The organism is Methylobacterium sp. 2A (assembly GCF_009806555.1).
In the GTDB taxonomy this organism is placed as follows: Bacteria; Pseudomonadota; Alphaproteobacteria; order Rhizobiales; family Beijerinckiaceae; genus Methylobacterium.
The window spans coordinates 19136-42119 of sequence record NZ_VUOK01000035.1 but is presented as its reverse complement, the minus strand read 5'-3'; the positions used below and the strand labels follow the sequence as shown (position 1 = coordinate 42119).

Genomic DNA, 22984 nt, shown 5'->3' with positions numbered 1-22984 from the left:
CCCGCATGTCCATCTCCAACCGCAAGCCCGGCGAGCGCCGCGAACCCGTGGCCGAGCCCCTGAAGCGCTCGGTGGCCGGGTGCCTGCGCGCCATTGCCCGGCGCTCCGAGGTCGAGGTCACCTACGCCACCGACCGGCCGGCGCTCACCGGCGACAAGGCCCGGCTGCCCGAGCCGCCGCGCAAGCTCTCGGCGCAGGATGTGGCGGTGCTGCGCGGCAATGCCGACGCCATGGCGCTGCGCCTCGGCTGCCACGACGTGGCGGTGCACCGCCGCCTCGCCCCCGAGAACAGCGCGGCGCGGGCGGTCTACGATGCGGTGGAGCAGGCCCGGGTCGAGGCGATCGGCTCGCGCCGGATGACGGGCGTGGCCAGCAACATTGCCGCGATGCTGGAGGACCGCTACCACCGCGGCGGCAAGTACGAGAACATCACCGACCGGGCCGACGCCCCGATGGAGGACGCCGTCGCCCTGATGGTGCGCGAGCGCCTGACCGGTCAGAAGCCGCCCGAGGCCGCGGCCAAGATCGTGGAGCTGTGGCGCGAGCATGTCGAGGCCAAGGCCGGCCCGAACCTCGACGGCCTGCTCGGCTCGATCGAGGACCAGCGCAAGTTCGCCCGCTCGGTGCGCGAGCTCCTGACCTCGCTCGACATGTCGGACGAGACGCCGTTCGACGCCGAGGACGACGAAAATGACGACGAGAACGACGCCCAGGACGACGAGCAGAACCCGAGCGAGGGCGATTCCGAGGAGAAGAGTCAGGGCGAGCGCGCCGAGATCGAGACCTCGGAAGAAGCCTCCGACGAGATCGAGGAGGGCGCCCAGGAATCCGCCGACGCGCCCTCGGGCGAATTGCCGGAGGAATCCGAGGACGCCGAATCGGAGGAGGCCTCCGAGGCGTCGCGCCCGCCCCAGCGGCAGGGCAACGAGGCGCGCGGGCCCGAATACCGGGTGTTCAACCCCCGGTTCGATGAGGTCATCCACGCCGAGGAGCTGTGCGACGCCGACGAGCTGTCGCGCCTGCGCTCCTATCTCGACAAGCAGCTCTCGCATCTCCAGGGCGTGGTCGGGCGCCTCGCCAACCGGCTGCAGCGGCGGCTGCTCGCGCAGCAGAACCGGGCCTGGGATTTCGACCTGGAGGAGGGTCAGCTCGACCCGGCCCGGCTCGTCCGCGTGGTCATCGACCCCTACCAGCCCCTCTCCTTCAAGCAGGAGAAGGACACCAACTTCCGCGATACGGTCGTCACGCTGCTCCTCGACAATTCGGGCTCGATGCGCGGCCGGCCGATCACCGTGGCGGCGACCTGCGCCGACATCCTGGCGCGGACGCTGGAGCGCTGCGGCGTGAAGGTGGAGATCCTGGGCTTCACAACCCGGGCCTGGAAGGGCGGCCAGAGCCGCGAGGCGTGGCTCGCCGCCGGCAAGCCGCCGAATCCCGGCCGCCTGAACGACCTGCGCCACATCGTCTACAAGTCGGCGGACGCCCCCTGGCGGCGTGCGCGGAAGAACCTCGGGCTGATGATGCGCGAGGGGCTGCTCAAGGAGAACATCGACGGCGAGGCGCTGGACTGGGCGCATAAGCGCCTGCTCGGCCGGCCGGAGCAGCGCAAGATCCTGATGGTGATCTCCGACGGCGCGCCGGTGGACGATTCGACCCTGTCGGTAAATGCCGGCAACTACCTGGAGCGGCACCTGCGCTGGATGATCGAGGAGATCGAAACCCGCTCGCCGGTGGAGCTTTTGGCCATCGGCATCGGCCACGACGTGACGCGCTACTATCGCCGCGCCGTGACGATCATCGACGCCGAGGAGCTTGGCGGCGCGATGACCGAGAAGCTCGCCGAACTGTTCGAGGAGGACGGGGCGTCGGCTCCGACGGGGCGGATGCTGCGGGCGGCGGGCGGGCGGCGCTGAAGCCGGGGCGACCGCTTCGGTGACGACGCGGCCACATTCCCGCGCCGATTCGGCGGGGCGGCGGCGTGGGGGAGCGGCGCCCTGGCCTCGACCCGGCCGAACACAACCAAAGATCGAGCCGCGACCTTGAAGACCCCCCTACGATAAACAGATCATAATTCGACTCTTTCTAAGTCGTTACCGGTACGCAACGCCGCATTGACGAGAACAGGAACCCCGATTTTTTCACGCGCATCGTGGTTGATGCGCGACTTTGACTTACCGATGCTGCCGGCGAGGCGACTTGGCCTCGTCGATCGGCGGCCAGCGGTGGGATCATGGGGTTACGGGCAGGGCTTCCTCTATGCTCCGGACTGTGCCTGCCCTTGGCTCTGCTCGGGACCACCGGCTGGGCCACGACGGTTCGGGCCGAGGAAGCGATCCAGCTTGAGGAACTCTCCGTCGCGACGGAAGGACGGCCCGCGCAAAGCTACGGCGCCTCGGTCGGCGTGATCGGACCACCCCCGCCCGCCTATGCCGGGGGTCAGGTCGGATCCGGGTCGCGCCTGGGCTTCCTCGGCAACCGGAGCACCTTCGACCAGCCCTACAGCCAGTCGAGCTTCACGGAGAGGCTGGCCCGCGACCAGCAGGCGCATTCCGTCCAGGATGTGGTCGCCAACGATCCGGCGGTGCGCACGAACGTGCCACCCTATAGCGGCATCCAGGGCTTCTTCATCCGCGGCTTCCCGTATTACGCGCAGGATGTGGCGTTCAACGGCCTCTTCGGGGTGGCCGATGCCTTCAACCCGCCGATCGAGCCCGTCGAGCGCGTCGAGGTGCTGCACGGGCCGGGGACGCTGCTGACCGGCACCCCGCTCTTCGGCAACATCGGCGGCGTGATCAACCTGGTCCCGAAGCGCGCCGCGGACGAGCCCCTGACCCGCGTGACGCAGAGCTACATCTCCCGGGGGCAAAGCTACACGGCCGTCGATCTCGGCCGGCGCTTCGGCCCGGCGAACGAATGGGGCCTGCGCTTCAACGGGGCCTACCAGCTCGGCGCGACGCCGATCGACCGTCAGGACATGGAGTTCAGCATCGCGTCGCTCGCCCTCGATTATCGCGGCGAGCGGCTGCGTCTCTCGGCGGACCTCGGCACTCAGAAGACCGACGTCAACGCCGCCTTCCGGACCCGCACGGTGAGCCCGAACTTCCCGATTCCCCGGGCGCCGGATCTCAGGCTCAACCCGCAGCAGCGCTGGGAATATCGGGACAGCGACAATCTCTGGTCCGCCCTGCGCGCCGAGTACGATCTGACCGATTCGCTTACCCTCTATGCCGGCTACGGGCACAGCACGTTCCATCAGGAATATTTCGGCGGCACGCTGACCCTCTTCAACGCGCGCGGCGATTATCGCGAGCCGATCAGCTTCCTGCCCTATCGATCGTACGGCGACACCGCAGAGGTCGGCCTGCGCGGCCGCCTCGACACGGGCCCGGTCCGGCACGAGTTCGGCCTCGCCGCCACCGGCCTCTGGTACGACCAGAGCCAGATCTCCTACCCGGTCGGCGGGACGATCGTGGCCAACATCTACGCGCCGCACCCGGTCGCACCGCGCAACAGCATCGGCCAGACCCGGGCAACGCCGCCGACTACGGCCCGTGTCAACCAGAGCGTGGCCGTCGCCGACACCCTGTCGATCCTCGATGGCGGCGTTCAGCTGACCCTCGGCGGCCGCTGGCAGAGCATCACCGTCCGCCAGCTCGACCCGCTCACCGGCGCCGCCACGGGCGTCGCCGACAGCGGTGCATTCTCGCCGGGCGCCGGCCTTGTGGTGAAGCCCTGGGAGCGGCTGTCGCTCTACGCGAATTACAGCGAGGGCCTGACCGCGCCCTCGGTGCCGTCGACGGCGAGCAACGCCAACGAGGCCTTCGGCGCCGTCCGCTCGGACCAGATCGAGGCCGGCGCGAAGGTCGATCTCGGCAGCCTCGGCCTGGGCTTCGCTGCCTACGACCTGCAGCAGCCCTTCGGGTTCGTGGATGCGCACAAGCGGTTCCGGCTGGACGGCACCCAGCGCAACCGCGGCGTTGAATTCTCGGTCTTCGGCGAGCCGGTCCCGGGCGTTCGGGTGGTCGGCGGTCTCAGCCTGATCGACGGGCGGCTCCTGAAGACCCAGGACCACCGGTATGACGGCTACGCGGCAATCGGCGTCCCCGCCGCCCAACTCAACCTCTACGGCGAGTACGACCTGCCCTGGCTGGCGCCGGGCCTGACCGTGACGGCCCGCGTCATCCACACGGCGGCGCAGTTCTACGATCAGGCCAACAGCCAGAAGATCCCGGCCTGGACGACGCTGGACCTGGGCCTGCGCTACACGTCCAAGGTCGCGGACAGGCCTGTGACGTGGCAGGCCAACGTCCTCAACGTGACCGGCCTGAATTACTGGGCGACCACCGGCCGCGGTCTGCTGGCCCCGGGCGCACCGCGGACGATCCTGCTCTCGGCCACCACGGAGTTCTAAGGCAGGTCTTCGCGCCGGAGATCGCCTGGGCCAGACGGAACCGCGTCGGGCGTCTTCGAGGCGGCCGCCGCTCCGGCATCGACCGATAGCACGGCTCGGGCGATGCTGTCGGCGCGCGACAGGACATCACCCTGGAAGCGGGGGACCGGCTTCCGGGATGCGGCGCTCATCCGCCACCGTCCTGTTGAACCGGAGGGCGCCGGCCACCAAACCCTCCCGATAGTAGAAGCGGTGGCCGAGGACGTTGGTGAGCGGCGTGTCGAGCAGGAGCTTCGCGCACCCGTCCGCGCGCGCGAGACCAACGAGGCGCTCCAGCAGCATGCCGCCGAACCCGCAGCTCCGGGCCGCGGCGTCGGTCACCAGATCGTCGACGTAGAGGTGCCGGCCGTGAACCAGGTTCTCCTGAATCCGGAAGCCCGCCAGGGCCGTCGGCCTGTCTCCGTGCAGGAGGGTGATCAGCCGATAGCCCGCGCGGGCCTGGCTCTGCCAGCGCGTCACCAGTTCCTCCGGCCCGGACAGGTGCGGCCGGAGCTGCCGCAAGAGCGGGTAGCAGGCCGCCACCGCCTCGGCGTCGGTCACGTCGGCGAAGGTCGTGTCGCGGAGGGTCTGCATCGCCGGGCTCCGTCAGGCGGCCCGCGCCGACGGCGGGAAATGCAGGCCACCGGCGATGCGGTTCCAGGCATTGATCGTCGCGATCACCACGGCGAGGCGCAGGATCTCGGCCTGATCGAACAGCGCCGTCGGCGGTTCCGTGGAGCTTGACGATTCGGGACCAGCCATCATCGTCAGCCGTTCGGCCCAGGCCAGGGCGGCCCGCTCCCGCTCCGAGAAGGCGGGGCTGTCGCGCCAGACCGCGATGAGATCGAGCGTGGCCTCAGTGATCCCGAGCCGCCGCGCCCTGTCGAGATGGTAGGCGACGCAGAACGCACAGCCATTCAGCTGGGAGACGCGGATCTTGACGATCTCGGTGAGCCGCTGATCGAAACCGGTGTCGGTGATCGCCTTGCTGAGTGTCAGGAGGGCCGTGTGGGCGGCGGGCAGCGCGGTTCGGAACGCGTCATAGGACATTCGTATATCCGTCGATGGTTCCGCACGGCCCATGGTCGCCTCCGACTCAACGCGCTAATGTAAGAACGCGAACATGTTATCAGCGCTCTGATATCTCGCAAGGGCAGGGACCATGAGCGAACTGCCTGAGGCTGGTGAAGGCAAGCGCGGCATGGAGGGCCATCTGGGCTACCTCCTCCGTCAGGCTGCGCAGGCGCACCGCAACCGCGTGGAGCGCGCCCTCGACGATCTCGGCCTGACCCTGCCGCAATTTTCCGTGCTGACGATGCTGGCGGCTTATCCCGGCCACAGCAATGCGGATCTCGCGCGCCTCGCGCTCCTGACACCGCAGACGATGAGCGTCATCGTGGCGAATCTGCTGAAGGCCGCGCTGATCGCGCGCGCGCCGCACCAGATCCACGGCCGCATCCAGAAGATCGTGCTGACGGATGCGGGGCAGTCGCTGCTCGATGCCGCCAAGCGGCGCGTCTACGCCCTGGAGACGGACATGCTGGGGGATCTCGCAGACGCGGAGCAGGCCGTCATCCGGCAATGGCTGGTGCGGATCGCCCGCCCGGACGCGCAATGAGCGATCGCCCAACCCCCGGAACGCGCACGCGAAAACCGCCGGGACCTCCGGGCCCCGGCGGCGCGCGCCTATCCGGTGAGAACCGTGTGAGCCCGAAGGCTCAGGCCGCGGCGGCCGGGGCCTCGGCGAGCTTCTTGTGGATCTCGCGCTTCAGGAGGCGGGCGGTCTGCGACAGGTCGCCTTCGCCGGCCTTGATCAGGAAGGCGTCGAGCCCGCCGCGGTGCTCCACCGAGCGCAGGGCGTGCGCGGTGACCCGCAGGCGCACGCGCTTGCCGAGCGCATCCGACTGGAGCGTGACATTGCACAGGTTCGGCAGGAACCGGCACTTGGTCTTGCGGTTCGAGTGGCTCACGAGGTGGCCGACCTGAACGGCCTTGCCGGTGAGTTCGCAGCGGCGCGCCATGATGACTTAAGATCCCGTCTCGTTCCGCTCGATGAAGACCCGATCGCGGCCGGCGCGATCGTCGTCGCAGCGGGCGGCGCCCATTGCGGTTCCAGGTCCGGCGGAGTCCTGTTGAAGGCGCGAGCCTATAGGCGACGGAGGGGCGCCGCGTCAAGGTATGCGCCGAACCGCATCCGCTCCGGCGATCCAACGGTCTGTTAACCACGATGCCGGGATATAGCCTTCTTCCACCCGCAGGAAGGCGCCTCACCCGGCTTCGGGCGTCGCGAGGATGCCTCCGGGCGGGTGTGTTCGAGAGGGCGGAGACAGGACCCGGTCCTGAGCCGCTCGTCCTGGGATGCGATCCGGATCATGAGCGCCACGCCTGCCCATCGGACGATCAGACCACGCGCGACGCACGCCGTCGGACGGCTCGCGGTGTGCGCCCTCGCGGTCGCGACCCTCACGGGGCCGGCCGAGGCGCGGGCGCGGGCGAAGCGGCCGGGCGCGGCGGCCGCCGCGACCGTCGCGGTCGATTACAGCATCAACCTCGCCGGCCTGCCGATCGGCACCGCGCGGCTCGCCGGATCGTTCGAGCGCGACCGCTACCTCATGGACGTGTCGGCGGTGCTCACCGGCCTCGTCGGCGCGATCACCGGCGGCAAGGGCTCGGCCCGGGCCTCCGGCACCTTCGCGGCGGCACCGCAGCCGGGCGCCTTCTCGATCGCGACCCACACGGCGAGCTCCGGCATCGCGGTGCGGATGGCGCTGGCCCACGGAAACGTCGTGCAGACCGAGATTACGCCGCCGCTCGTCGACATGCAGGACCGGGTTCCGGTGACCCCCGCCAACAAGCGCGGCATCCTCGACCCGGTGAGCGCGCTGCTGATGCCAACGCAGGGGCGCGGCGAGCCGCTCGACCCGGAGAACTGCAACCGGACCCTGCCGGTCTTCGACGGCGCGACCCGCTTCAACGTGGTGCTCAGCTATGCCGAGACCCGGCCGGTGCAGAAGCCCGGCTATGCCGGCCCGGTTCTGGTGTGCACCGCCCGCTACCAGGCGGTGGCCGGACACCGGCCCGACCGGCCTGGGGTGAAGTTCATGGAGGAGAACCGCGAGATGTCGGTCTGGCTCGCCCCCGTCGAGGGGACGCGGGTGCTGCTTCCCCTGCGCATCTCGGTGCTCACCACGATCGGCACGAACATCATCGAGGCGACGCGCTGGAGCCAGGGCGGGAGTGCGGGCACGACGGGGACCGCCGAAGCCGGCGGCGCGAGCGTGGTCCAGGCGAACCTGTCCGGAGAGTAGCGCGCCGGCTTTGACGGGCGGCGGATTTCCCGGCACTGCCGCCCTGCGCGGCGGTCGCGCAGGGAGGCCAGACATGCCCAAGGGCTACATCATCGTCCGGATGACGGTCACCGATCCGGAGGCCTACAAGGACTACGCCGCCATGGCCTCCGAGGCCATGCGCAAGTACGGCTGCACACCGCTGGTGCGCGGCGGCCGCAGCGAAGCGCTGGAGGGCGAGGCCCGGCCGCGCAACGTCGTGCTGGAATTCGAATCCTACGAGGCGGCGCGGGCCTATTATTTCTCGCCGGAATACCAGGCCGCCATCGCCAAGCGCCGGCCGGCGGGAATCGGCGAGGTGGTGCTGGTCGAAGGGGTGGACTGAGCCGCCCCCTCGTTCACCGCTCAGGCGGCCAGCGGCGCCCGGCCGTAATTGGTCGCGTAGGCGTTCTCGACCGCCGGGATGATCTCGACGATCGAGAACCACCGGTCCCAGAACGCGGTCTCGCGCAGCGCCTCGACGACGAGCTCGTAGGCATGGTGGTCGGCCGCCTCCCAAACCCAGAGATCGGTCAGCCGGGCGGTGTAGAACTCGGCGTCGTAGAAGCGGAGCCGCACGGCGTCGGCGTGCCGGCGCAGGATGGGCTCGAAAGCCCCGCGCAACCGCGCGAAGCGATCGTCGATCGACATCGCGAGCCATTCGGGGGATGTCTTCACGAGCATGAAGACGGTGAGCTTGGGGTCGAAGGTCTTGTCGGACATGGGGTTCTGCGCTCCAGAAGTCTGTCGGAACGCCGCGATGATGCCCCCGACCGTGCCTGCGGCGAACTCGCGTTCATGAGCCCCGCACGGTCGCGCCGGCCGGCGCTCAAGCCCCGGAAAAGTCCGGGACAATCCCGCTCGGCCGAGACCGTGCGGACGATCCTGGAAGGTGCGGCTCGCGTTCTGGAGGAGCGGGGCCTCGACGGCTACACGACCAACGCCGTCGCCGAGCGGGCGGGCGTCTCGATCGGCTCGGTCTACCAGTACTTTCCCGGCAAGGAGGCCCTGACCGCCGCCCTGGTGGCCCGGGAGACCGCCCTGCTGACCGCGGCCGTGCGCGCCGCGCCGGCCGCCGCGACGCCGGAGGACGGGCTCCGCCGGATCGTCCGGGCCTGCGTCGCGCACCAGATGGCGCGGCCGCGCCTCGCCCTGCTGCTCGACCGCGAGGAGAGCCGGCTCCAGCTCGCCGACACGCTGGGCTCCGTCGCCGGGGACCTGACGACCGCCCTGCTGGCCCTGCTGGCGCGCCTCGGTGCCGCACTGCCGGCCGAGCCCGAGACCGCGGCGGGCGACCTCTTCGCCCTCGTGCGGGGCATGGTCGACGCCGCGGGGGAGCGCGGCGAGCGCGACGGCGGCGCCTTGGAACGGCGCGTCCTGCACGCCGTGCATGGCTATCTCGGCCTGCCGCAGGCGGTGGCATGAATCTTCACGATCCGCGCGATAATGCGCGGATGCGCCCGCCAATCCTCCGAATCGCCCTCGCCGTCACCGCGCTCACCGGCCCGGTCTCCGCTCAGCCGCTGAGCGCCGACACCGCGGAATCGAGTTGCGGCGGGGACGCCTTCTCGTCCGCCGAGATCGTCGAGCACCGCCGCGGCCCCCTCGTGGCGATGCCCGACACGCTCTGCGCCGACCTCGCGCCCCAGCCGGGGGCGCCGACCACGCGGATCGACGTCTACCCGCTCGTCACGCCGCAGGTCGGACCCGTTGGACCTGGCGGCGGCGGCATCCCATATGAGGGACGACCGATCCGGCCCTATCGTCCCTGACGCGACCGGCCGATACCATCCCTCCCCGCCCGCGCCGCGACGGCGCCGCGACGGCCTTTCCCCTCGAAGGAACCGCCGACCATCGACGCGCTGCTCCGCCCCCCGTCCAGCCGCTCGCTGTCCCGCGACGCCCGCGCCCGCGGCGTCACGGCGGTCCTCGGGCCGACCAACACCGGCAAGACGCATCTCGCCATCGAGCGGATGCTCGCGCACCCGACCGGCATGATCGGGCTGCCCCTGCGGCTGCTCGCCCGGGAGGTCTACCTGCGCGTCGTCGCCAAGGTCGGGCCCGAGAAGGTCGCGCTCGTCACCGGCGAGGAGAAGATCAAGCCGGACCGGCCGCGCTACTGGATCTGCACCATCGAGGCGATGCCCCGGGACCTCGACGTGGCCTTCGTCGCCATCGACGAGATCCAGCTCGCCGCCGATATGGACCGCGGCCACGTCTTCACCGACCGCCTGCTCTACGTCCGCGGCCGGGAGGAGACCCTGCTGATCGGCTCCTCGACCATGCTGCCGCTGGTCCAGAGCCTGATCCCGAACGTCCACACCACGACCCGGCCGCGCCTGTCGCAGCTCAGCTTCGCGGGGGAGAAGCGGCTGTCGCGCCTGCCCCGGCGCACCGCGATCGTCGCGTTCTCGGCCGAGGAGGTCTACGCCATCGCCGAGCTGATCCGCCGCCAGCGCGGCGGCGCCGCGGTGGTGCTCGGCGCCCTGTCGCCACGGACCCGCAACGCCCAGGTCGAGATGTACCAGGCGGGCGACGTCGATTACCTCGTCGCCACCGACGCGGTCGGGATGGGCCTCAACCTCGATGTCGATCACGTCGCGTTCGCGGCCAACTGGAAGTACGACGGCACCCGCTTCCGCAAGCTCACCCCCGCCGAGATGGGCCAGATCGCGGGGCGCGCCGGGCGCCACCTCTCGGACGGCACCTTCGGCTCCACCGGCCGCTGCCCGCCCTTCGAGGCCGAGCTGGTCGAGCGGCTGGAGAGCCACGATTTCGATCCCCTGCGCATCCTGCAATGGCGCAACCCGGATCTGAGCTTCGGCAGCCTGGAGGGCCTTCAGGCGAGCCTCGACGAGCACCCGCGCGAATCGGGCCTGACCCGCGCCCCCATGGGCGAGGACCAGCAGGCCCTCGAGATCCTCATGAAGGAAGAGGATATCCGCGACATGGCGCGCAGCGCCGCCGCGGTCCGGCGGCTCTGGGATACCTGCGGCGTGCCCGACTACCGCAAGGTCCACCCGCAGGTGCATGCCGACCTCGTGGCCCAGCTCTACCGATTCCTCATGAAGGGCATGGCCGGGCGCATCCCCGACACGTGGTTCGCCGAGCAGGTCGCGATGATCGACCGGACCGACGGCGACATCGACACCCTGTCGCGCCGGATCGCGCAAGGCCGCACCTGGACCTTCGTGGCGAACCGTCCCGACTGGCTGCGCGACCCAGAACATTGGCAGGGCGAGACGCGTCGGGTAGAGGACAGACTGTCCGACGCCCTGCACGAACGCCTCGCGAGCCGCTTCGTCGACCGGCGCACCAGCGTCCTGATGCGGCGCCTGAGAGAGAACACGATGCTCGAAGCCCAGATCACCGCCGACGGTGACGTCACCGTCGAGGGTCAGCATGTCGGCCACCTTCACGGATTCCTGTTCGTTCCCGATGCCAGCGCCGAAGGCCACGAGGCCAAGACCCTGAGGAGCGCCGCCGAGAAGGCGCTCGCCGGGGAGATCGAGTCGCGGGCCGAGCGCTTCGCCGCCACCGCCGATTCGACCCTCGTGCTCTCGCATGACGGCACGATCCGCTGGACCGGGGCGCCCGTCGCCAAGCTCCAGCCCGGCGAGAAGCTGTTCGCCCCGCAGATCCGTCTGCTGGCCGACGAGAGCCTCACCGGCGCGCATCGCGAGAAGGTCGAGGCCCGCCTCGACGCGTGGCTGAAGGCCCACATCGTGCGGCTGCTCGGGCCGCTGATGGAGATCGAGACCGCGGCCGACCTCACCGGCCTCGCCAAGGGGATCGGCTATCAGGTGGTCGAGGCGTTGGGCGTCCTGGAGCGCTCGAAGGTGGCGCACGAGATGCGCAGCCTCGATCAGGATGGCCGCGGCGCCCTGCGCCGCCACGGCGTCCGGTTCGGCGCCTACCACATCTTCCTTCCGGCCCTGCTGAAGCCGGCGCCGCGCACGCTCGCGGCCCAGCTCTGGGCCCTGCGCAACGGCGGCCTCGACCAGCGCGGCCTCGACGAGATCGCGCATCTGGCCGGCTCAGGCCGCACCTCGATCAAGGTCGATCGCGAGATCGCCAAGGGCCTCTATCGGGCCGCCGGCTTCCGGGTCAGCGGCGAGCGCGCCGTGCGCGTCGACATCCTGGAGCGGCTCGCCGACCTGATCCGCCCGGCCATCGCCTACCGGCCCGGAACCACGCCGGGCGCCGCGCCGGACGGCACCGCCGACGGCGACGGCTTCGTGGCCACCGTCGGCATGACCTCGCTGGTCGGCTGCTCGGGCGAGGATTTCGCCTCGATCCTGAAGTCGCTGGGTTACACCGCGGAGACCCGCCCCGGGCCGGCCATCACGGTGCCGCTGGTCCCGGCCGCCGCCACGAAGCCGGCGGCGACGGCGGCCGCGGAGGCCTCCTCCGATGCGGCGGTCACCGCGCAGGCGGATGCCACCGAGCCCACCGGCGACGAGGCCCCGGCCGCGGAGGGTTCCGCAGGGGAGGCTTCCGCCGCGGAGACCCACGAGGTGGAGGCCGGCTCTGGGGACGGGACGGCCGGCGACGCGCCCGCCGAGCCGGTGACCGCCGAGCCGGTGACCGCCGAGGCTGGGAGCCCCGCAGAAACGGTTACGGCCCCTGAGCCGGCGGTGGAACAGGCTGCGGCCGAGGATCGCGGTACGGCTGAGGCTTCGTCCGGGGCGGCGTCCACGGCCGAGCCCGAGACCACCACGGACACAACGGCGGAGGCAGCGCCGGAAACCGCGTCCGTCGCGGTGGAACCGGTCGAGGCGAGCGCCACGACCGAGGCGGCCCCGGAGGCCGCCGCAGCCGAGGGTGAGCCCGCCGGGGAGATCCCGCAGATCGAGGTCTGGCACCTCCAGCGCCATCAGCGCCCGGCCCATCAGCGTCCGCAGAACCGGCCGCGCGGCGCCGGTCGCGGCCGCGACGGCGGCCAGCAGGGTCAGCACCAGGGACAGGCGCGTCCGGAGGGTGGCCGGCCCGAGGGTGGCCGCCCGGAGCATCGCCGGGCCGAGGGCGGCGAGGGCGGCCCGCGGCCCGGGCGCGACCGCGGCCCCCGCCGCGACCGCTTCGAGGGCGGTCGTCCGGAGCGCCGGGACGACCAGCGCCGGAACGACCCGCATGCCGAGCAGCGCCATGCGGGTCCGCGGCCCGACCAGCGGCCGCCGCGGCGCGAGCGGGCGCCGGATCCGGACTCGCCCTTCGCCAAGCTGGCGGCGCTCAAGGCGCAGCTCGAAGCCGGCGACGGCGGGAAGCGCTGACCCCCGCGCATGCGGGAGGACCGGCAGCGCCTCGACAAATGGCTGTGGTTCGCGCGCTTCGCGCGGACCCGCTCCCTCGCGGCGCGGCTCGCCGCCGACGGTTTCGTGCGGGTGAACGGGCTGCGTGCCGAGAACCCCGCCAAGGGCATCGCGATCGGCGATGTGGTGACGGTGGCCGCACCCCACGCCACACTGGCGGTGCGGGTGATCGGGCTCGGCCTGCGGCGGGGACCGGCACCGGAGGCGCGGCTGCTCTACGACGACCTGTCGGGCAATCCCGCCCCGCCGGAGCGTTCCGAGTGATGAGGCGGGGCCACAGCCGCTGAAACAGCGGCCGGGATGCGGCGCCCGCGCGCTTGTCAGTCCGGGAGCCAGAGTCTAAGGCCGTTGCCTCCGAAGCCCGGCTCCGAGCCGGGCTGCACCGGCATTCCCTCGCAGTGCCACCCGGGCGTGCGGGCCGTCCCGAGGCTCCGCCCGGGCCAAGTCGTGGTTGAGGACGAAGACATCCGATGACCTATGTCGTCACCGACAATTGCATCAAGTGCAAGTACACGGACTGTGTCGAAGTCTGTCCGGTGGATTGCTTCTACGAGGGCGAGAACATGCTCGTCATCCACCCGGACGAATGCATCGATTGCGGCGTCTGCGAGCCGGAATGCCCGGCCGAGGCGATCAAGCCCGATACCGAATCGAACCTCGACACGTGGCTGAAGCTCAACGCCGACTACGCCAAGACGTGGCCCAACATCACGCAGAAGAAGGAAGCCCCGGCCGACGCCAAGGAGTGGGACGGCAAGTCCGGTAAGCTTGAGGCCTACTTCTCGCCGAACCCCGGCTCGGGCGACTGAGCGGGCACGGCGCTCCACAGGATTTGACGACGGCTCGTCCGGATGGGCCGAACCGAGGGATCGTTCCGGGTCGTCGAAGGTCGAGATCTGGGCGGCTGATCTGCAGTCTGCGAAGGCCAGATCTGCGGCAGGCTCATTTCCCTCTGGCCGCACGGGTGTAAAACGCGGTGACGCTGTGCATGGATGCCGTGCACGAGCGCGCGCACGTCTTTCAGTATGCTTTGCTCTGCGCGCCGGATTGTGGTAGACAATCTGCCTGCCGTCGCTCGCGCCTGACGTGCTTCCTCCTGCTGAAACACCTTCGATCATCGTGGGTTAGGAGTGGTACGCGATCGACCGCCGAAGGTGCTTCGGCGGAAGGTCCAGGCTTTTGCACGGCTGCGCCGGGGAATTCCCGGGCCCTCGCACGACGCGCGGGCCACGGAAGCGGCGAGGCAAACCGGGTGTCCCGCCCGGAAGAACACGGTTTCGTGCGGCGTTGAACGCTGCGCGCCAGTGGAGGCCCTTCTCGCATGACCACAGCCAAGAAGACGACGACCGCAGGCCGGCAAGGTTTCAAGACCGGCGAGGCTGTCGTGTATCCGGCCCACGGCGTCGGTCGCATCACCGCGATCGAGGAGCAGGAGATTGCGGGCTACAAGCTTGAGCTGTTCGTCGTCTCGTTCGAGAAGGACAAGATGGTCCTGCGCGTACCCACCGCGAAGGCCAACAGCGTCGGCATGCGCAAGCTCGCCGAGCCGGAGCTGGTGAAGAAGGCCCTCGACCTCCTGACTGGCCGCGCCCGGATCAAGCGCACCATGTGGTCGCGCCGGGCCCAGGAATACGAGGCGAAGATCAACTCGGGCGACCTCCTGGCCGTCACCGAGGTGGTGCGCGACCTCTACCGCTCCGAGGCGCAGCCCGAGCAATCCTATTCCGAGCGTCAGCTCTACGAGGCGGCCCTCGACCGGATCGTGCGCGAGATCTCCTCGGTGAACCGCATCACCGAGACGGAAGCGCTGAAGCTCATCGAGCAGAGCCTCGCGAAATCGCCCCGCCGGGCCAAGAGCGAGGCGGAGCCCGAGACGGATGCCGAGGGCGACGGCGACGATCTTCAGGAGGAAGCCGCCTGAGCGGCATGTCCAGTCTGACGGCGATGAACCCGGCCCCTGCGGCCGGGTTTTTTCATGGGGCGTTTCAGGGACGGAGGCTGCCACCCCGCGCCGGCGCGGCGTTTCCACCGGCCTGAGCCTGGATTTTGGACCCGCGCTCTCCATGTCACCTTAACGGAACACGAAATCGTGGCCGTCCGCTTGTCGCATTCCGGGGCAGACGGCGGAACTTTCTCCTTCAGCCTTCCGTTGTCGGCTGGCCTGGGGTCGCTTCGCGGCGGCGCCTGTGCGCCGGCCAGAAGGTCCGGCGCCGCAACAGCACTCGACAACAAGAGGCAGGCGGAATGGCTGAGATCGCGGGAATACGTAGGCAGTTCATCCGGACTGCGATGGAGGCGCCCTTCCTGGCCCGGGAGGAGGAACGCGGCCTCGCCGTCCGGTGGAAGGATGAGCGTGACGAGCGCGCCCTGCACCGTCTGATCTCGGCCCATATGCGCCTCGTCATCGCCCTGGCGGGGCGTTTTCGTCACTATGGCCTGCCCATGGCCGACCTCGTCCAGGAGGGCCATGTCGGCCTGATGGAGGCCGCCGCCCGGTTCGAGCCGGAGCGGGATGTCCGTTTCTCCACCTACGCGACATGGTGGATCCGCGCCTCGATCCAGGATTACATCCTGCGCAACTGGTCGATCGTGCGCGGCGGCACGTCCTCGGCTCAGAAGGCGCTGTTCTTCAACCTGCGCCGCCTGCGCGCCCGGCTGATGCAATCCACCGAGGAACATGTCGGCGACGAGATCCATCGCCGGATCGCCAGCGCGATCGGCGTCTCCCGCGACGACGTCGCCCTGATGGATGCCCGCCTGTCCGGCCCCGACATGTCGCTCAATGCCCCCGTGGGCGAGGACAGCGACGCCTCCTCGGAGCGGATGGACTTTCTGGTCGATGGCGCCGACCTGCCGGACGAGACGGTGAGCGCCACGGTCGATGGCGAGCGGCGCCTCAGCTGGCTCCAGCAGGCCCTGACCGTGCTCTCCGAGCGCGAATTGCGCATCCTGCGCGAGCGCCGGCTCGCCGAGGATCAGGCGACGCTGGAAGCGCTGGGACAGCGGCTCGGCATCTCGAAGGAGCGGGTCCGCCAGATCGAGAACCGGGCTCTGGAAAAGCTGCGCCGCGCGCTCGCCGACCGGTTCCCCGCCGCCACCGGCAGCCCGCATATCGGCTGAACGGCCTCACAGACCCTGAACCAAGCCCGGCCCATGGCCGGGCTTTCTTGTTATTGGAGGGGCTCAGGCCCCCTGCATCGCCGCTTCGCGCCGCTCCCGTCGCTTGCGGCGGCGGCCGGGTTCGGGCGTGGCGTCGAGCCAGATCACGAGGCCCAGGGCGAAGAGCGCCGGCACGCCGAGGGCGAGGAACGCGCCGGTCCAGCCGAACAGGCCGTACGACAACCCGCCGTACCAGCCCGACAGGGCGCCTCCGACTCCCTGCACCGCGTTGACGCTGCCGAGCGCCGTCTGGGTCCGCCCGGAGCCCCAGGTCAGGTCCGCGACCACCACCGGCACCGCCACGCCGACGATCCCCGAGGCCACGCCGTCCAGAACCTCGGCCGCGATGAGCCAGACCGGATCGTCGATCAGGCCGGACAGGAGGGCCCGTACCGGCAGTACCGCGAAGGCCACCATCAGGAGCTGGCGCCGTCCGCGCTTGTCCGCGAGCGAGCCGGCGAACAAAGCCACCGGCACCATCACGAGTTGCGCCACCATCACGTAGCGCGCCGTCCAGGTCGTGGCGTCGGCGGCCGTGGCCACGAGCTTCTGGCCGAGCAGCGAGAGCATGCCGCCATTGCCGAGGTTGAACAGCGTCAGCGCCACGGTCAGCACGAGGAGGCGGCGGTTGCCCAGGACCTGCCGGATGCCGCTGCGCTCCGGCTCGTCCTCCGCATCCTCCTGCCAGCCCACCGCCCGCCGCCGGTTCCAGGCGCCGGCCGGCGTCGTCAGCGTGGCGACGATCGCCGCCAGCGCCATGCCGCCGAGCACCCAGAAGGCGATCGCCGGGCCGAAATACCCGGTCCCGAGGCTGATGCCGCCGGCCGCGACCAGGATGCCGACATGGTTGAACGCTTGGTTGCGCCCCTGCTGCTTGGGAAACCGGTCCTTCCCGACGATCCCGAGCGTCAGGTTCGCCACCGCCGGCAGGAGCAGCGTGCCGCCCGCCGCGGCCAGGAGCTGGGCGCACAGCACGGCAGCGAAGCTGCGCGCCGGCAGCAGCAGCAGCGTGCCGGCCAGGATGCCGCCGCAGGCCAGCGCGATCAGCAGGCGGGGCTTGGGATAGCGGTCCACCAGGGCGCCGAACGGGCCGCTCAGGAACAGCGTCCCGAACCCGACCAGCGTGATGACGAAGCCGACCCGCGCCGGACTCCACGAGGCCGCCTGCGCCAGCCATGTCCCGAGGAAGGGGCCGAGGCCGCCCTGGATATCGCCGATGAAGACGTTGATCAGGGAAAGATGCGTCGTGGGAGACATTCCGACCGGCAAATCTGCGAGGGCCGCACGAACTGGGCCGGAGCCCCCGTGCGGTCAAGCCTGCCTCGCGTCACACCGGCGGCCCGTACTGCATGAGCCCGTCGCCGAACGACCAGTTGTCCGGTGCGACCTCGACGAGATTCACGCATACGTTGCCGGGCGCCGCCCCGGGATCGTGCGCGAGATTGCGGGCGATGGCCACGTCGAGTGCGCGTTTCGGGTCGATCGTGCGGGTCGCATTGGCGGTGATCTGGATCAGAACCAGATCCGCGTCCCGCGCGATGCCGAGATACGGGCGCCCGAAGGCGAAGCCGGTCGCGTCGTGCTCGTGGATCACGGCGAACAGATCGTCCTCCGGTACCGCGAAGGTCTCGCGCTGGGCGGCGTAGAGACCTTGGATCAGGGCGGCGCGGTATGCCGGGCTCGTGCCGGCGCGCAGGGAGATGCGGGTCAGGGGCATGGACGGGCTCCTCAGGCTGCGTGGGCGGGAGCGCCCCGCAGGACCGCGATCCCGGGGGCGGCGAGATGGGCGATCTCCGGCGTGCCGGCGGCCGGCCCATCGGCACGCAGCACGAAGCGCACGAGGCGCCAGGCTGCGGGATCGAGCCCCGACACGACCGCCAGCACGTCGGGCTCGGCGGCCAGAGCGCCGCCCTGCTCCGCCTCGGCGCGGCGCTCGGCGGCGAGGTCGGCGTCCGCTGCCAGGATCCGCTCGGTGATGGCGAGGCTTCGAGCCCCCGCCGCGCCACCCGGGCTGACGGTGAAGGGTAGCCAGACCTCCGTGCGCGGCCGGCCGAAGGTCTCGATGACGGCCTGAAAGGCGGCCCCGGCAAAGAAGCCGGCCGCCGCGGCCGGGTCATGCCAGAGGTAGAGTGAGGAATAGGCGTTGGCGGCCGCGCCGCGCGCCCGGTCCTCGATCGTGAAGGCCTTGAAGACCAGCCCCGGCGCGTCGTCCCAAAGCGGGCCGCGCGCCGCGACGCGGTCCCGGATGCGCGCCATGTCGTAATCGGCCGGCAGCGGGTGGCGGTAGCGGGTGAGAATCATCCTGTCCTCCGGGTTCGTCCGCAGGCAGGGTTGCAGCCGCCGTAAATTACAGAAAGATATGGGCGGCTATATCTGCCATAACGGATCCGTCATGCTGCCGCGCGCCGAGACCCTGCTGGACATCGAGGGCGTGCGTGCCTTCGTGCGGGTGGTCGATCTCGCGAGCTTCACCCGCGCCGCCGATTCCCTGGCGACCTCCCAGGCGGCGATCAGCCTGCGGGTGAAGCGGCTGGAGGACAGGCTGGGCCTGCGCCTCCTGGACCGGACGCCGCGCCACGTGGCCCCGACGCTCCGCGGCGCCAAGTTCCTGCCCTCGGCCCGGCTCCTCCTGGAAGCCCATGCCCGCGCGGTGGCGGATCTCGCGGACGCGCCTCCGCCGCGGCTCAGCCTCGGCATCAGCGATCACGTCGCCGGCCCCGATCTGCCGGGCCGGCTCGCCCGGCTCGGCCTCGACGGGATGGGCGTGGTGCCGGAGGTGACGATCCTGCCGTCACGCGACCTGCGCCCCGCCTTCGTGGCGGGCCGCTTCGACGCGGTTCTGGTGCGTGCGGGCGTCGATGACGCGGAGGAGCCGGAGGGCGGCACGGTCCTGGCGGCGGAGCGGCTGTGCTGGTTCGCCGCCCCGTCCTTCGCCTGGGCCGACGGGACGGGACGGCCGCTGCCGCTCGCGACCCTGGCGGGTCCCTGCAATGTCCGGATGTCGGCCGAGGCGGCCCTCGACGCGGCCGGCCTGCCCTGGCGGGAGGTGTTCGTCGGCGGCGGCGTCGCGGCGGTCGGCGCCGCCGTGGCGGCCGGGCTCGCGGTGGCGGCGCTGGCGCCGAGCACGGCGCCGGCTGGAGTGGCGGAGGCCGGGGAGCGCCTGGGCCTGCCCGAACTCCCGCTCACCCGGGTGATGCTGCACGCCCGCCCCTTGAGGGGGCCGGCCGCGGATGCGCTGCGCGCCCTGGCGGCGGCCTATCGTGGCCCCGGCGGCCGCTGAGGGCTGCCGGGATCCGGGCTCAGGAAGCGAGCGGTCCCGGTGCGCCCTGCTGCTCCATGACCTTCTGCCGGTAGAGGCCGACGAAGTCGATCGGATCGATGTAGAGGGGCGGGAAGCCGCCGTTCCGCACCGCCTCGGCCACGATCTGGCGGGCGAAGGGGAAGAGCAGGCGCGGGCACTCGATCATCACGGCCGGGTGAATCTGGTCGGCCGGGATGTTCAGCAGGCGGAACACGCCCGCATAGGTCACCTCGAAGGCGAACAGCACCTCGTTCTGGATCTTGGCATCGCCGTCGAGCTTGAGCTCGACCTCGAAGTCGGTCTCCGAGAGCTGGGAGGCGTTGACGTTGACCTGGATATTGATCTGCGGCCCCTGGCCCTCCTTGGGCTGCAGGGAGCGCGGCGCGTTCGGATTCTCGAAGGAGAGATCCTTCGTGTACTGCGCCAGGGCGTTGATCATCGGCATATCGCCCTGCGGCATGCCGCCGCCGTTGCCGTTCGCTGCCGGAGAATCGGCCATGCGGGTCTTCCTTCTCGATCGGCCGGCGGAGCCGGCGCGGGTTGTCTCAGCGGGTGCCGCTGGATCGCGCCGCGGAACTGCCCCGAACGGCAGGGCCGCTAACACGCGCGCCGGGCCTCGACAAGCGAGCGGGTCGAGAGAGCCGGCGGGGCGCTGGCGCCGATGGCGACCGCGACCCATATCGAGATCCGACCGCGGTATTGGGTCCCTCCGGTACAACCGGCTCGCTCCCGGCGCGTTGGTCGGATATGAGTCGTCAGGACTATGCGCGCTTTGCCGGCGCCGCACCGCGCGTGACCTGAGCAAGGGGCACAGGGTCGCGCCGCGGCCACCATCGGATCGGTGATGCAGGACAGTTTCGACGTTACGACGATCATCTTCCTCGCGCTCGCAGTCTTCGTGATCTGGCGCCTGCGCTCGGTGCTGGGCCAGAAGACCGGTGCGGAACGCTCGCCGTTCAAGCCGGTCGACCGCAGCCGAACCGAGCCCCAGACGCGCAGCGAGGGCGACAACGTCGTGCGCCTGCCGGGCGCCGACCGGGCGCCCCCGGCTCCGGCGCCCGCCCCGGCGCCGCGCGACTGGCGCGGGATCGCCGAGCCCGGCTCCGAGGTCGCCCGCGGGCTCGAAGCCTGTGTCCAGGCCGAGCCGAGCTTCGATCCGCGCGCCTTCCTGGAGGGCGCGAAAGCGGCCTACGAGGCCATCATGATCGCCTTCGCCAAGGGCGACCGGAAGACCCTGCGGGGCCTCCTGTCCAAGGAAGTCGGCGAGGCCTTCGAGCGGGCGATCGCCGAGCGCGAGCGCAACCGCCAGACCCTGGAAACCACCTTCGTCTCGATCGACAAGGCCGAGATCGTGGCCGTCGAGGTGCGCAACCGCGTCGCGCAGATCACCGTGCGGTTCCTGTCGAACCTGATCACCGCCACCCGCAACGCGGAGGGCAAGGTGGTGGACGGCAGCGCCGAGACCGTGGTCGAGGTGCCCGATGTCTGGACCTTCGCCCGTACCCTCGGCTCGCGCGACCCGAACTGGCAGCTCGTGGCCACCGAGGCCGGCGCCTGACCGCCTGACGGCTGCACCGTGACGATCCCGCGCAGGATCCCGCGCACCTGGCCCGGAGCCGTCACGGCCGCCCTCCTCGTACTCGGCGGGCCGGGTTTATCGGCCGCCGCGCCGGCCGTGGTCGGCGACGCGACCCTGAAGCCCGTACCCTTCGAGGCGCTGCCGGGTTTCCCCGGTCCCGACGCCGCCGCGGCCCTGGACGCGTTCCGCCGGGTCTGCGCCGCTCCGGCACCGGCTCTGCCGCAGCCCGCCAGCGTCGCGGGCGACCCGGCGGCCCTGTCCGATGCCTGCGCGGCAGCGGGCGGCGCCGTTCCCGATGCCGCCGCCTTCTTCCGCGACCGCTTCGACGCGTTCCGGATCGAGCGGCCCGATCCCGGACAACCCGGTTTTCTCACCGGCTATTTCGAGCCCGAGCTGACGGGCTCCCTCGATCCGCGGCCGGATTTCCCGACGCCGGTCCTCGCCCGGCCCGACGACCTCGTGTCCCTCGGCCCCGGCGAGACCCGCCCCGGGCTCGATCCGACGCTCCGCGCCGCCCGCGCCACCGCGGAGGGGTTCGCCCCCTATCCCGACCGCGCCGCCATCGAGGATGGGGCGCTTGGCGCGCAGGCGCGGCCGATCCTGTGGCTGCGCGATGCCGTCGATCTGCTGGTCCTGCAGGTCCAGGGCTCCGGGCGCGTGCGCCTGCCCGACGGGCGGGCCGTGCGGGTGCTCTACGACGGGCGCAACGGGCGGCCCTACACGGCGGTGGCCAAGCTGATCGTGCAGGAGGGGCACCTGCCGCTCGAAGGCCTGACGCTGGCGCGCTGGACCGGCTGGCTGCGCGAGCATCCCGACGTCGCAAAACGCCTGATCCGGGCGAACGCGTCCTACATCTTCTTCCGCCTCGCCCCGGTCGAGGATCCCGCCCTCGGCCCGCCGGGGGCGGCCAACGCGCCGCTCAGCCCCGGCCGCAGCCTCGCGGTGGATGCGGGCCTCTGGCGCTACGGGCTGCCGTTCTGGCTCGCAGGCGCCCTTCCGGGCGCGGCCCCCGGCGAGGGCGGACGCCTCGTCATCGCGGCCGATACGGGCTCGGCAATCGTCGGGCCGGCCCGGGGCGATCTGTTCGTCGGGACCGGCGCGCAGGCCGGCATCGTGGCCGGAAACCTGCGCGACGCCATCGGCTTCGTGGTGCTGCTGCCGAAGGCCGCGCCGGGCGGAAGCTCCCGATGAGGCCGCCCCGCCGCGGGCGCCGCCTCACCGCCGGAGAGGCCCGCCTCTGGGACGCGATCGCCAAGCTGGTGACGCCCCTGCCGGGCCGCGCCACGCCGGTGCCCGAGGCCGCCCCCGAGATGCCCACGCCGACCGCCACCATGCCGGCGCTGACGGCCCCGATCCTGAAACCGACCGCGGCGCCGGTCGCGAAGAAGCCGCGCGCCAAGAAACTTCCGCCGAAGCCGGCGCCGGAGCCGCCGCGTCCGGCCACCGCCGCGCCCTATCAGGCGCCGCCGCAGCGCAACGCCCCGAGCGCCGGGCTCGAGCGGACCGCGAAGGTCGGCCTGCGGCGGGGGCGCCTCGCCATCGAGGCGCGGATCGACCTGCACGGGATGGTGCAGGCCGAGGCGCACGCCGCGCTCACCGGCTTCCTGCTCCGGGCGCGGGCCGCCGGCCATGCCTATGTGCTGGTCGTCACCGGCAAGGGCGGCCCGGGCTACTCGGAGGCCTTCGCCGAGCGCGGCGTGCTCCGCCGCAGCGTGCCGCACTGGCTGCGGGGTGGGGAGCTGCGTGGGATCGTGCTGGGCTTCGAGGAGGCGGCCCGCCATCACGGCGGCGCGGGGGCGCTCTACGTGCGGTTGCGGCGGCGCTGAAGCGTCCCGGTCCAGATCGGCAAGCAACAGGCTGCCGTACTTCCACGCCGACCCA

At 71.2% G+C, this 22984-nt stretch carries 24 protein-coding genes; 16 read left to right on the top strand and 8 right to left on the bottom strand.

Annotation, left to right across the window (positions count from 1 at the left end):
- Positions 1 to 5 precede the first annotated feature (5 nt).
- Complete coding sequence (gene cobT, locus FVE89_RS17640; protein ID WP_160535257.1) at positions 6 to 1913, top strand: cobaltochelatase subunit CobT; 1908 nt, start codon at positions 6 to 8, stop codon at positions 1911 to 1913.
- Between the two features lie 365 nt (positions 1914 to 2278).
- On the top strand, positions 2279 to 4411 hold the full coding sequence (locus tag FVE89_RS17635; RefSeq protein ID WP_246730950.1) for a TonB-dependent siderophore receptor: 2133 nt from the start codon (positions 2279 to 2281) through the stop codon (positions 4409 to 4411).
- A gap of 126 nt (positions 4412 to 4537) precedes the next feature.
- Here the strand turns inward: FVE89_RS17635 and FVE89_RS17630 are convergent, their stop codons facing one another.
- Together FVE89_RS17630 and FVE89_RS17625 are read right to left on the bottom strand one after the other, a co-directional pair.
- Positions 4538 to 5023, bottom strand: a complete 486-nt coding sequence (locus FVE89_RS17630) for a GNAT family N-acetyltransferase (RefSeq protein WP_160535255.1) — start codon at positions 5021 to 5023, stop codon at positions 4538 to 4540.
- Positions 5024 to 5035: 12 nt separating this feature from the next.
- On the bottom strand, positions 5036 to 5479 hold the full coding sequence (locus FVE89_RS17625; RefSeq protein ID WP_160535254.1) for a carboxymuconolactone decarboxylase family protein: 444 nt from the start codon (positions 5477 to 5479) through the stop codon (positions 5036 to 5038).
- Positions 5480 to 5591: 112 nt separating this feature from the next.
- Here FVE89_RS17625 and FVE89_RS17620 point away from each other — a divergent pair, with 112 nt between their 5' ends.
- On the top strand, positions 5592 to 6047 hold the full coding sequence (locus FVE89_RS17620; RefSeq protein ID WP_160535253.1) for a MarR family transcriptional regulator: 456 nt from the start codon (positions 5592 to 5594) through the stop codon (positions 6045 to 6047).
- A gap of 100 nt (positions 6048 to 6147) precedes the next feature.
- Here FVE89_RS17620 and rpmB read toward each other — a convergent pair whose 3' ends face one another.
- Positions 6148 to 6450 (bottom strand): 50S ribosomal protein L28, encoded by a 303-nt coding sequence (rpmB, locus tag FVE89_RS17615; protein WP_091778228.1) that lies wholly within the window; start codon positions 6448 to 6450, stop codon positions 6148 to 6150.
- A 351-nt stretch (positions 6451 to 6801) separates the two neighbouring features.
- Between rpmB and FVE89_RS17610 the strand changes: the two genes are divergently transcribed.
- A complete protein-coding gene (locus tag FVE89_RS17610) occupies positions 6802 to 7737 on the top strand; it encodes a DUF3108 domain-containing protein (RefSeq protein ID WP_160535252.1) in 936 nt (311 codons plus the stop codon).
- A gap of 73 nt (positions 7738 to 7810) precedes the next feature.
- Positions 7811 to 8101 (top strand): DUF1330 domain-containing protein, encoded by a 291-nt coding sequence (locus tag FVE89_RS17605; protein ID WP_160535251.1) that lies wholly within the window; start codon positions 7811 to 7813, stop codon positions 8099 to 8101.
- Positions 8102 to 8121: 20 nt separating this feature from the next.
- On the opposite strand, the gene FVE89_RS17600 is transcribed toward FVE89_RS17605, so the two are convergent.
- Positions 8122 to 8478 carry a darcynin family protein gene (locus FVE89_RS17600; RefSeq protein WP_160535250.1) on the bottom strand — a complete coding sequence of 119 codons (357 nt, stop codon included), beginning with the start codon at positions 8476 to 8478 and terminating at the stop codon, positions 8122 to 8124.
- 75 nt (positions 8479 to 8553) lie between these two features.
- Here FVE89_RS17600 and FVE89_RS17595 point away from each other — a divergent pair, with 75 nt between their 5' ends.
- From FVE89_RS17595 to FVE89_RS17565, 7 genes are all read left to right on the top strand, one after another.
- Positions 8554 to 9180, top strand: coding sequence for a TetR/AcrR family transcriptional regulator (locus FVE89_RS17595; protein ID WP_160535249.1), 627 nt, complete (start codon positions 8554 to 8556; stop codon positions 9178 to 9180).
- A 29-nt stretch (positions 9181 to 9209) separates the two neighbouring features.
- Positions 9210 to 9527 carry a hypothetical protein gene (locus tag FVE89_RS17590; RefSeq protein ID WP_160535248.1) on the top strand — a complete coding sequence of 106 codons (318 nt, stop codon included), beginning with the start codon at positions 9210 to 9212 and terminating at the stop codon, positions 9525 to 9527.
- Positions 9528 to 9728: 201 nt separating this feature from the next.
- Positions 9729 to 13025: a helicase-related protein gene (locus FVE89_RS17585; RefSeq protein WP_160535247.1), complete on the top strand. Its 3297-nt coding sequence runs from the start codon at positions 9729 to 9731 to the stop codon at positions 13023 to 13025.
- 9 nt (positions 13026 to 13034) lie between these two features.
- Positions 13035 to 13328 (top strand): RNA-binding S4 domain-containing protein, encoded by a 294-nt coding sequence (locus FVE89_RS17580; RefSeq protein WP_160535246.1) that lies wholly within the window; start codon positions 13035 to 13037, stop codon positions 13326 to 13328.
- A 206-nt stretch (positions 13329 to 13534) separates the two neighbouring features.
- Entirely contained in the window at positions 13535 to 13873 is a 339-nt protein-coding gene (gene fdxA / locus FVE89_RS17575) for a ferredoxin FdxA (protein ID WP_091718611.1), read from the top strand.
- Between the two features lie 512 nt (positions 13874 to 14385).
- A complete protein-coding gene (locus tag FVE89_RS17570; RefSeq protein WP_160535245.1) occupies positions 14386 to 14985 on the top strand; it encodes a CarD family transcriptional regulator in 600 nt (199 codons plus the stop codon).
- 323 nt (positions 14986 to 15308) lie between these two features.
- The gene (locus tag FVE89_RS17565; RefSeq protein ID WP_012320644.1) at positions 15309 to 16184 is read left to right on the top strand and encodes an RNA polymerase factor sigma-32; all 876 of its coding nucleotides are present in this window, start codon (positions 15309 to 15311) and stop codon (positions 16182 to 16184) included.
- 63 nt (positions 16185 to 16247) lie between these two features.
- Here FVE89_RS17565 and FVE89_RS17560 read toward each other — a convergent pair whose 3' ends face one another.
- The 3 genes from FVE89_RS17560 to FVE89_RS17550 form a co-directional block, all read right to left on the bottom strand.
- The gene (locus FVE89_RS17560; RefSeq protein WP_160535244.1) at positions 16248 to 17480 is read right to left on the bottom strand and encodes an MFS transporter; all 1233 of its coding nucleotides are present in this window, start codon (positions 17478 to 17480) and stop codon (positions 16248 to 16250) included.
- Positions 17481 to 17550: 70 nt separating this feature from the next.
- Complete coding sequence (locus FVE89_RS17555) at positions 17551 to 17940, bottom strand: tautomerase family protein (protein WP_160535243.1); 390 nt, start codon at positions 17938 to 17940, stop codon at positions 17551 to 17553.
- Between the two features lie 11 nt (positions 17941 to 17951).
- Positions 17952 to 18524 (bottom strand): DUF4865 family protein, encoded by a 573-nt coding sequence (locus FVE89_RS17550; RefSeq protein WP_160535242.1) that lies wholly within the window; start codon positions 18522 to 18524, stop codon positions 17952 to 17954.
- A 91-nt stretch (positions 18525 to 18615) separates the two neighbouring features.
- On the opposite strand from FVE89_RS17550, the gene FVE89_RS17545 reads away from it, so the two are divergent.
- Positions 18616 to 19503, top strand: coding sequence for a LysR family transcriptional regulator (locus FVE89_RS17545; protein WP_160535241.1), 888 nt, complete (start codon positions 18616 to 18618; stop codon positions 19501 to 19503).
- A gap of 19 nt (positions 19504 to 19522) precedes the next feature.
- On the opposite strand, the gene secB is transcribed toward FVE89_RS17545, so the two are convergent.
- Positions 19523 to 20023, bottom strand: a complete 501-nt coding sequence (gene secB / locus FVE89_RS17540; protein ID WP_160535240.1) for a protein-export chaperone SecB — start codon at positions 20021 to 20023, stop codon at positions 19523 to 19525.
- Positions 20024 to 20368: 345 nt separating this feature from the next.
- Here secB and FVE89_RS17535 point away from each other — a divergent pair, with 345 nt between their 5' ends.
- From FVE89_RS17535 to FVE89_RS17525, 3 genes are all read left to right on the top strand, one after another.
- Positions 20369 to 21082, top strand: coding sequence for a Tim44/TimA family putative adaptor protein (locus tag FVE89_RS17535; protein WP_160535239.1), 714 nt, complete (start codon positions 20369 to 20371; stop codon positions 21080 to 21082).
- Positions 21083 to 21199: 117 nt separating this feature from the next.
- Positions 21200 to 22294 carry an MltA domain-containing protein gene (locus FVE89_RS17530; RefSeq protein WP_342390064.1) on the top strand — a complete coding sequence of 365 codons (1095 nt, stop codon included), beginning with the start codon at positions 21200 to 21202 and terminating at the stop codon, positions 22292 to 22294.
- Positions 22291 to 22929 (top strand): Smr/MutS family protein, encoded by a 639-nt coding sequence (locus FVE89_RS17525; RefSeq protein WP_160535238.1) that lies wholly within the window; start codon positions 22291 to 22293, stop codon positions 22927 to 22929. Before FVE89_RS17530 ends, FVE89_RS17525 begins: the two co-directional genes overlap by 4 nt.
- Positions 22930 to 22984 lie beyond the last annotated feature (55 nt).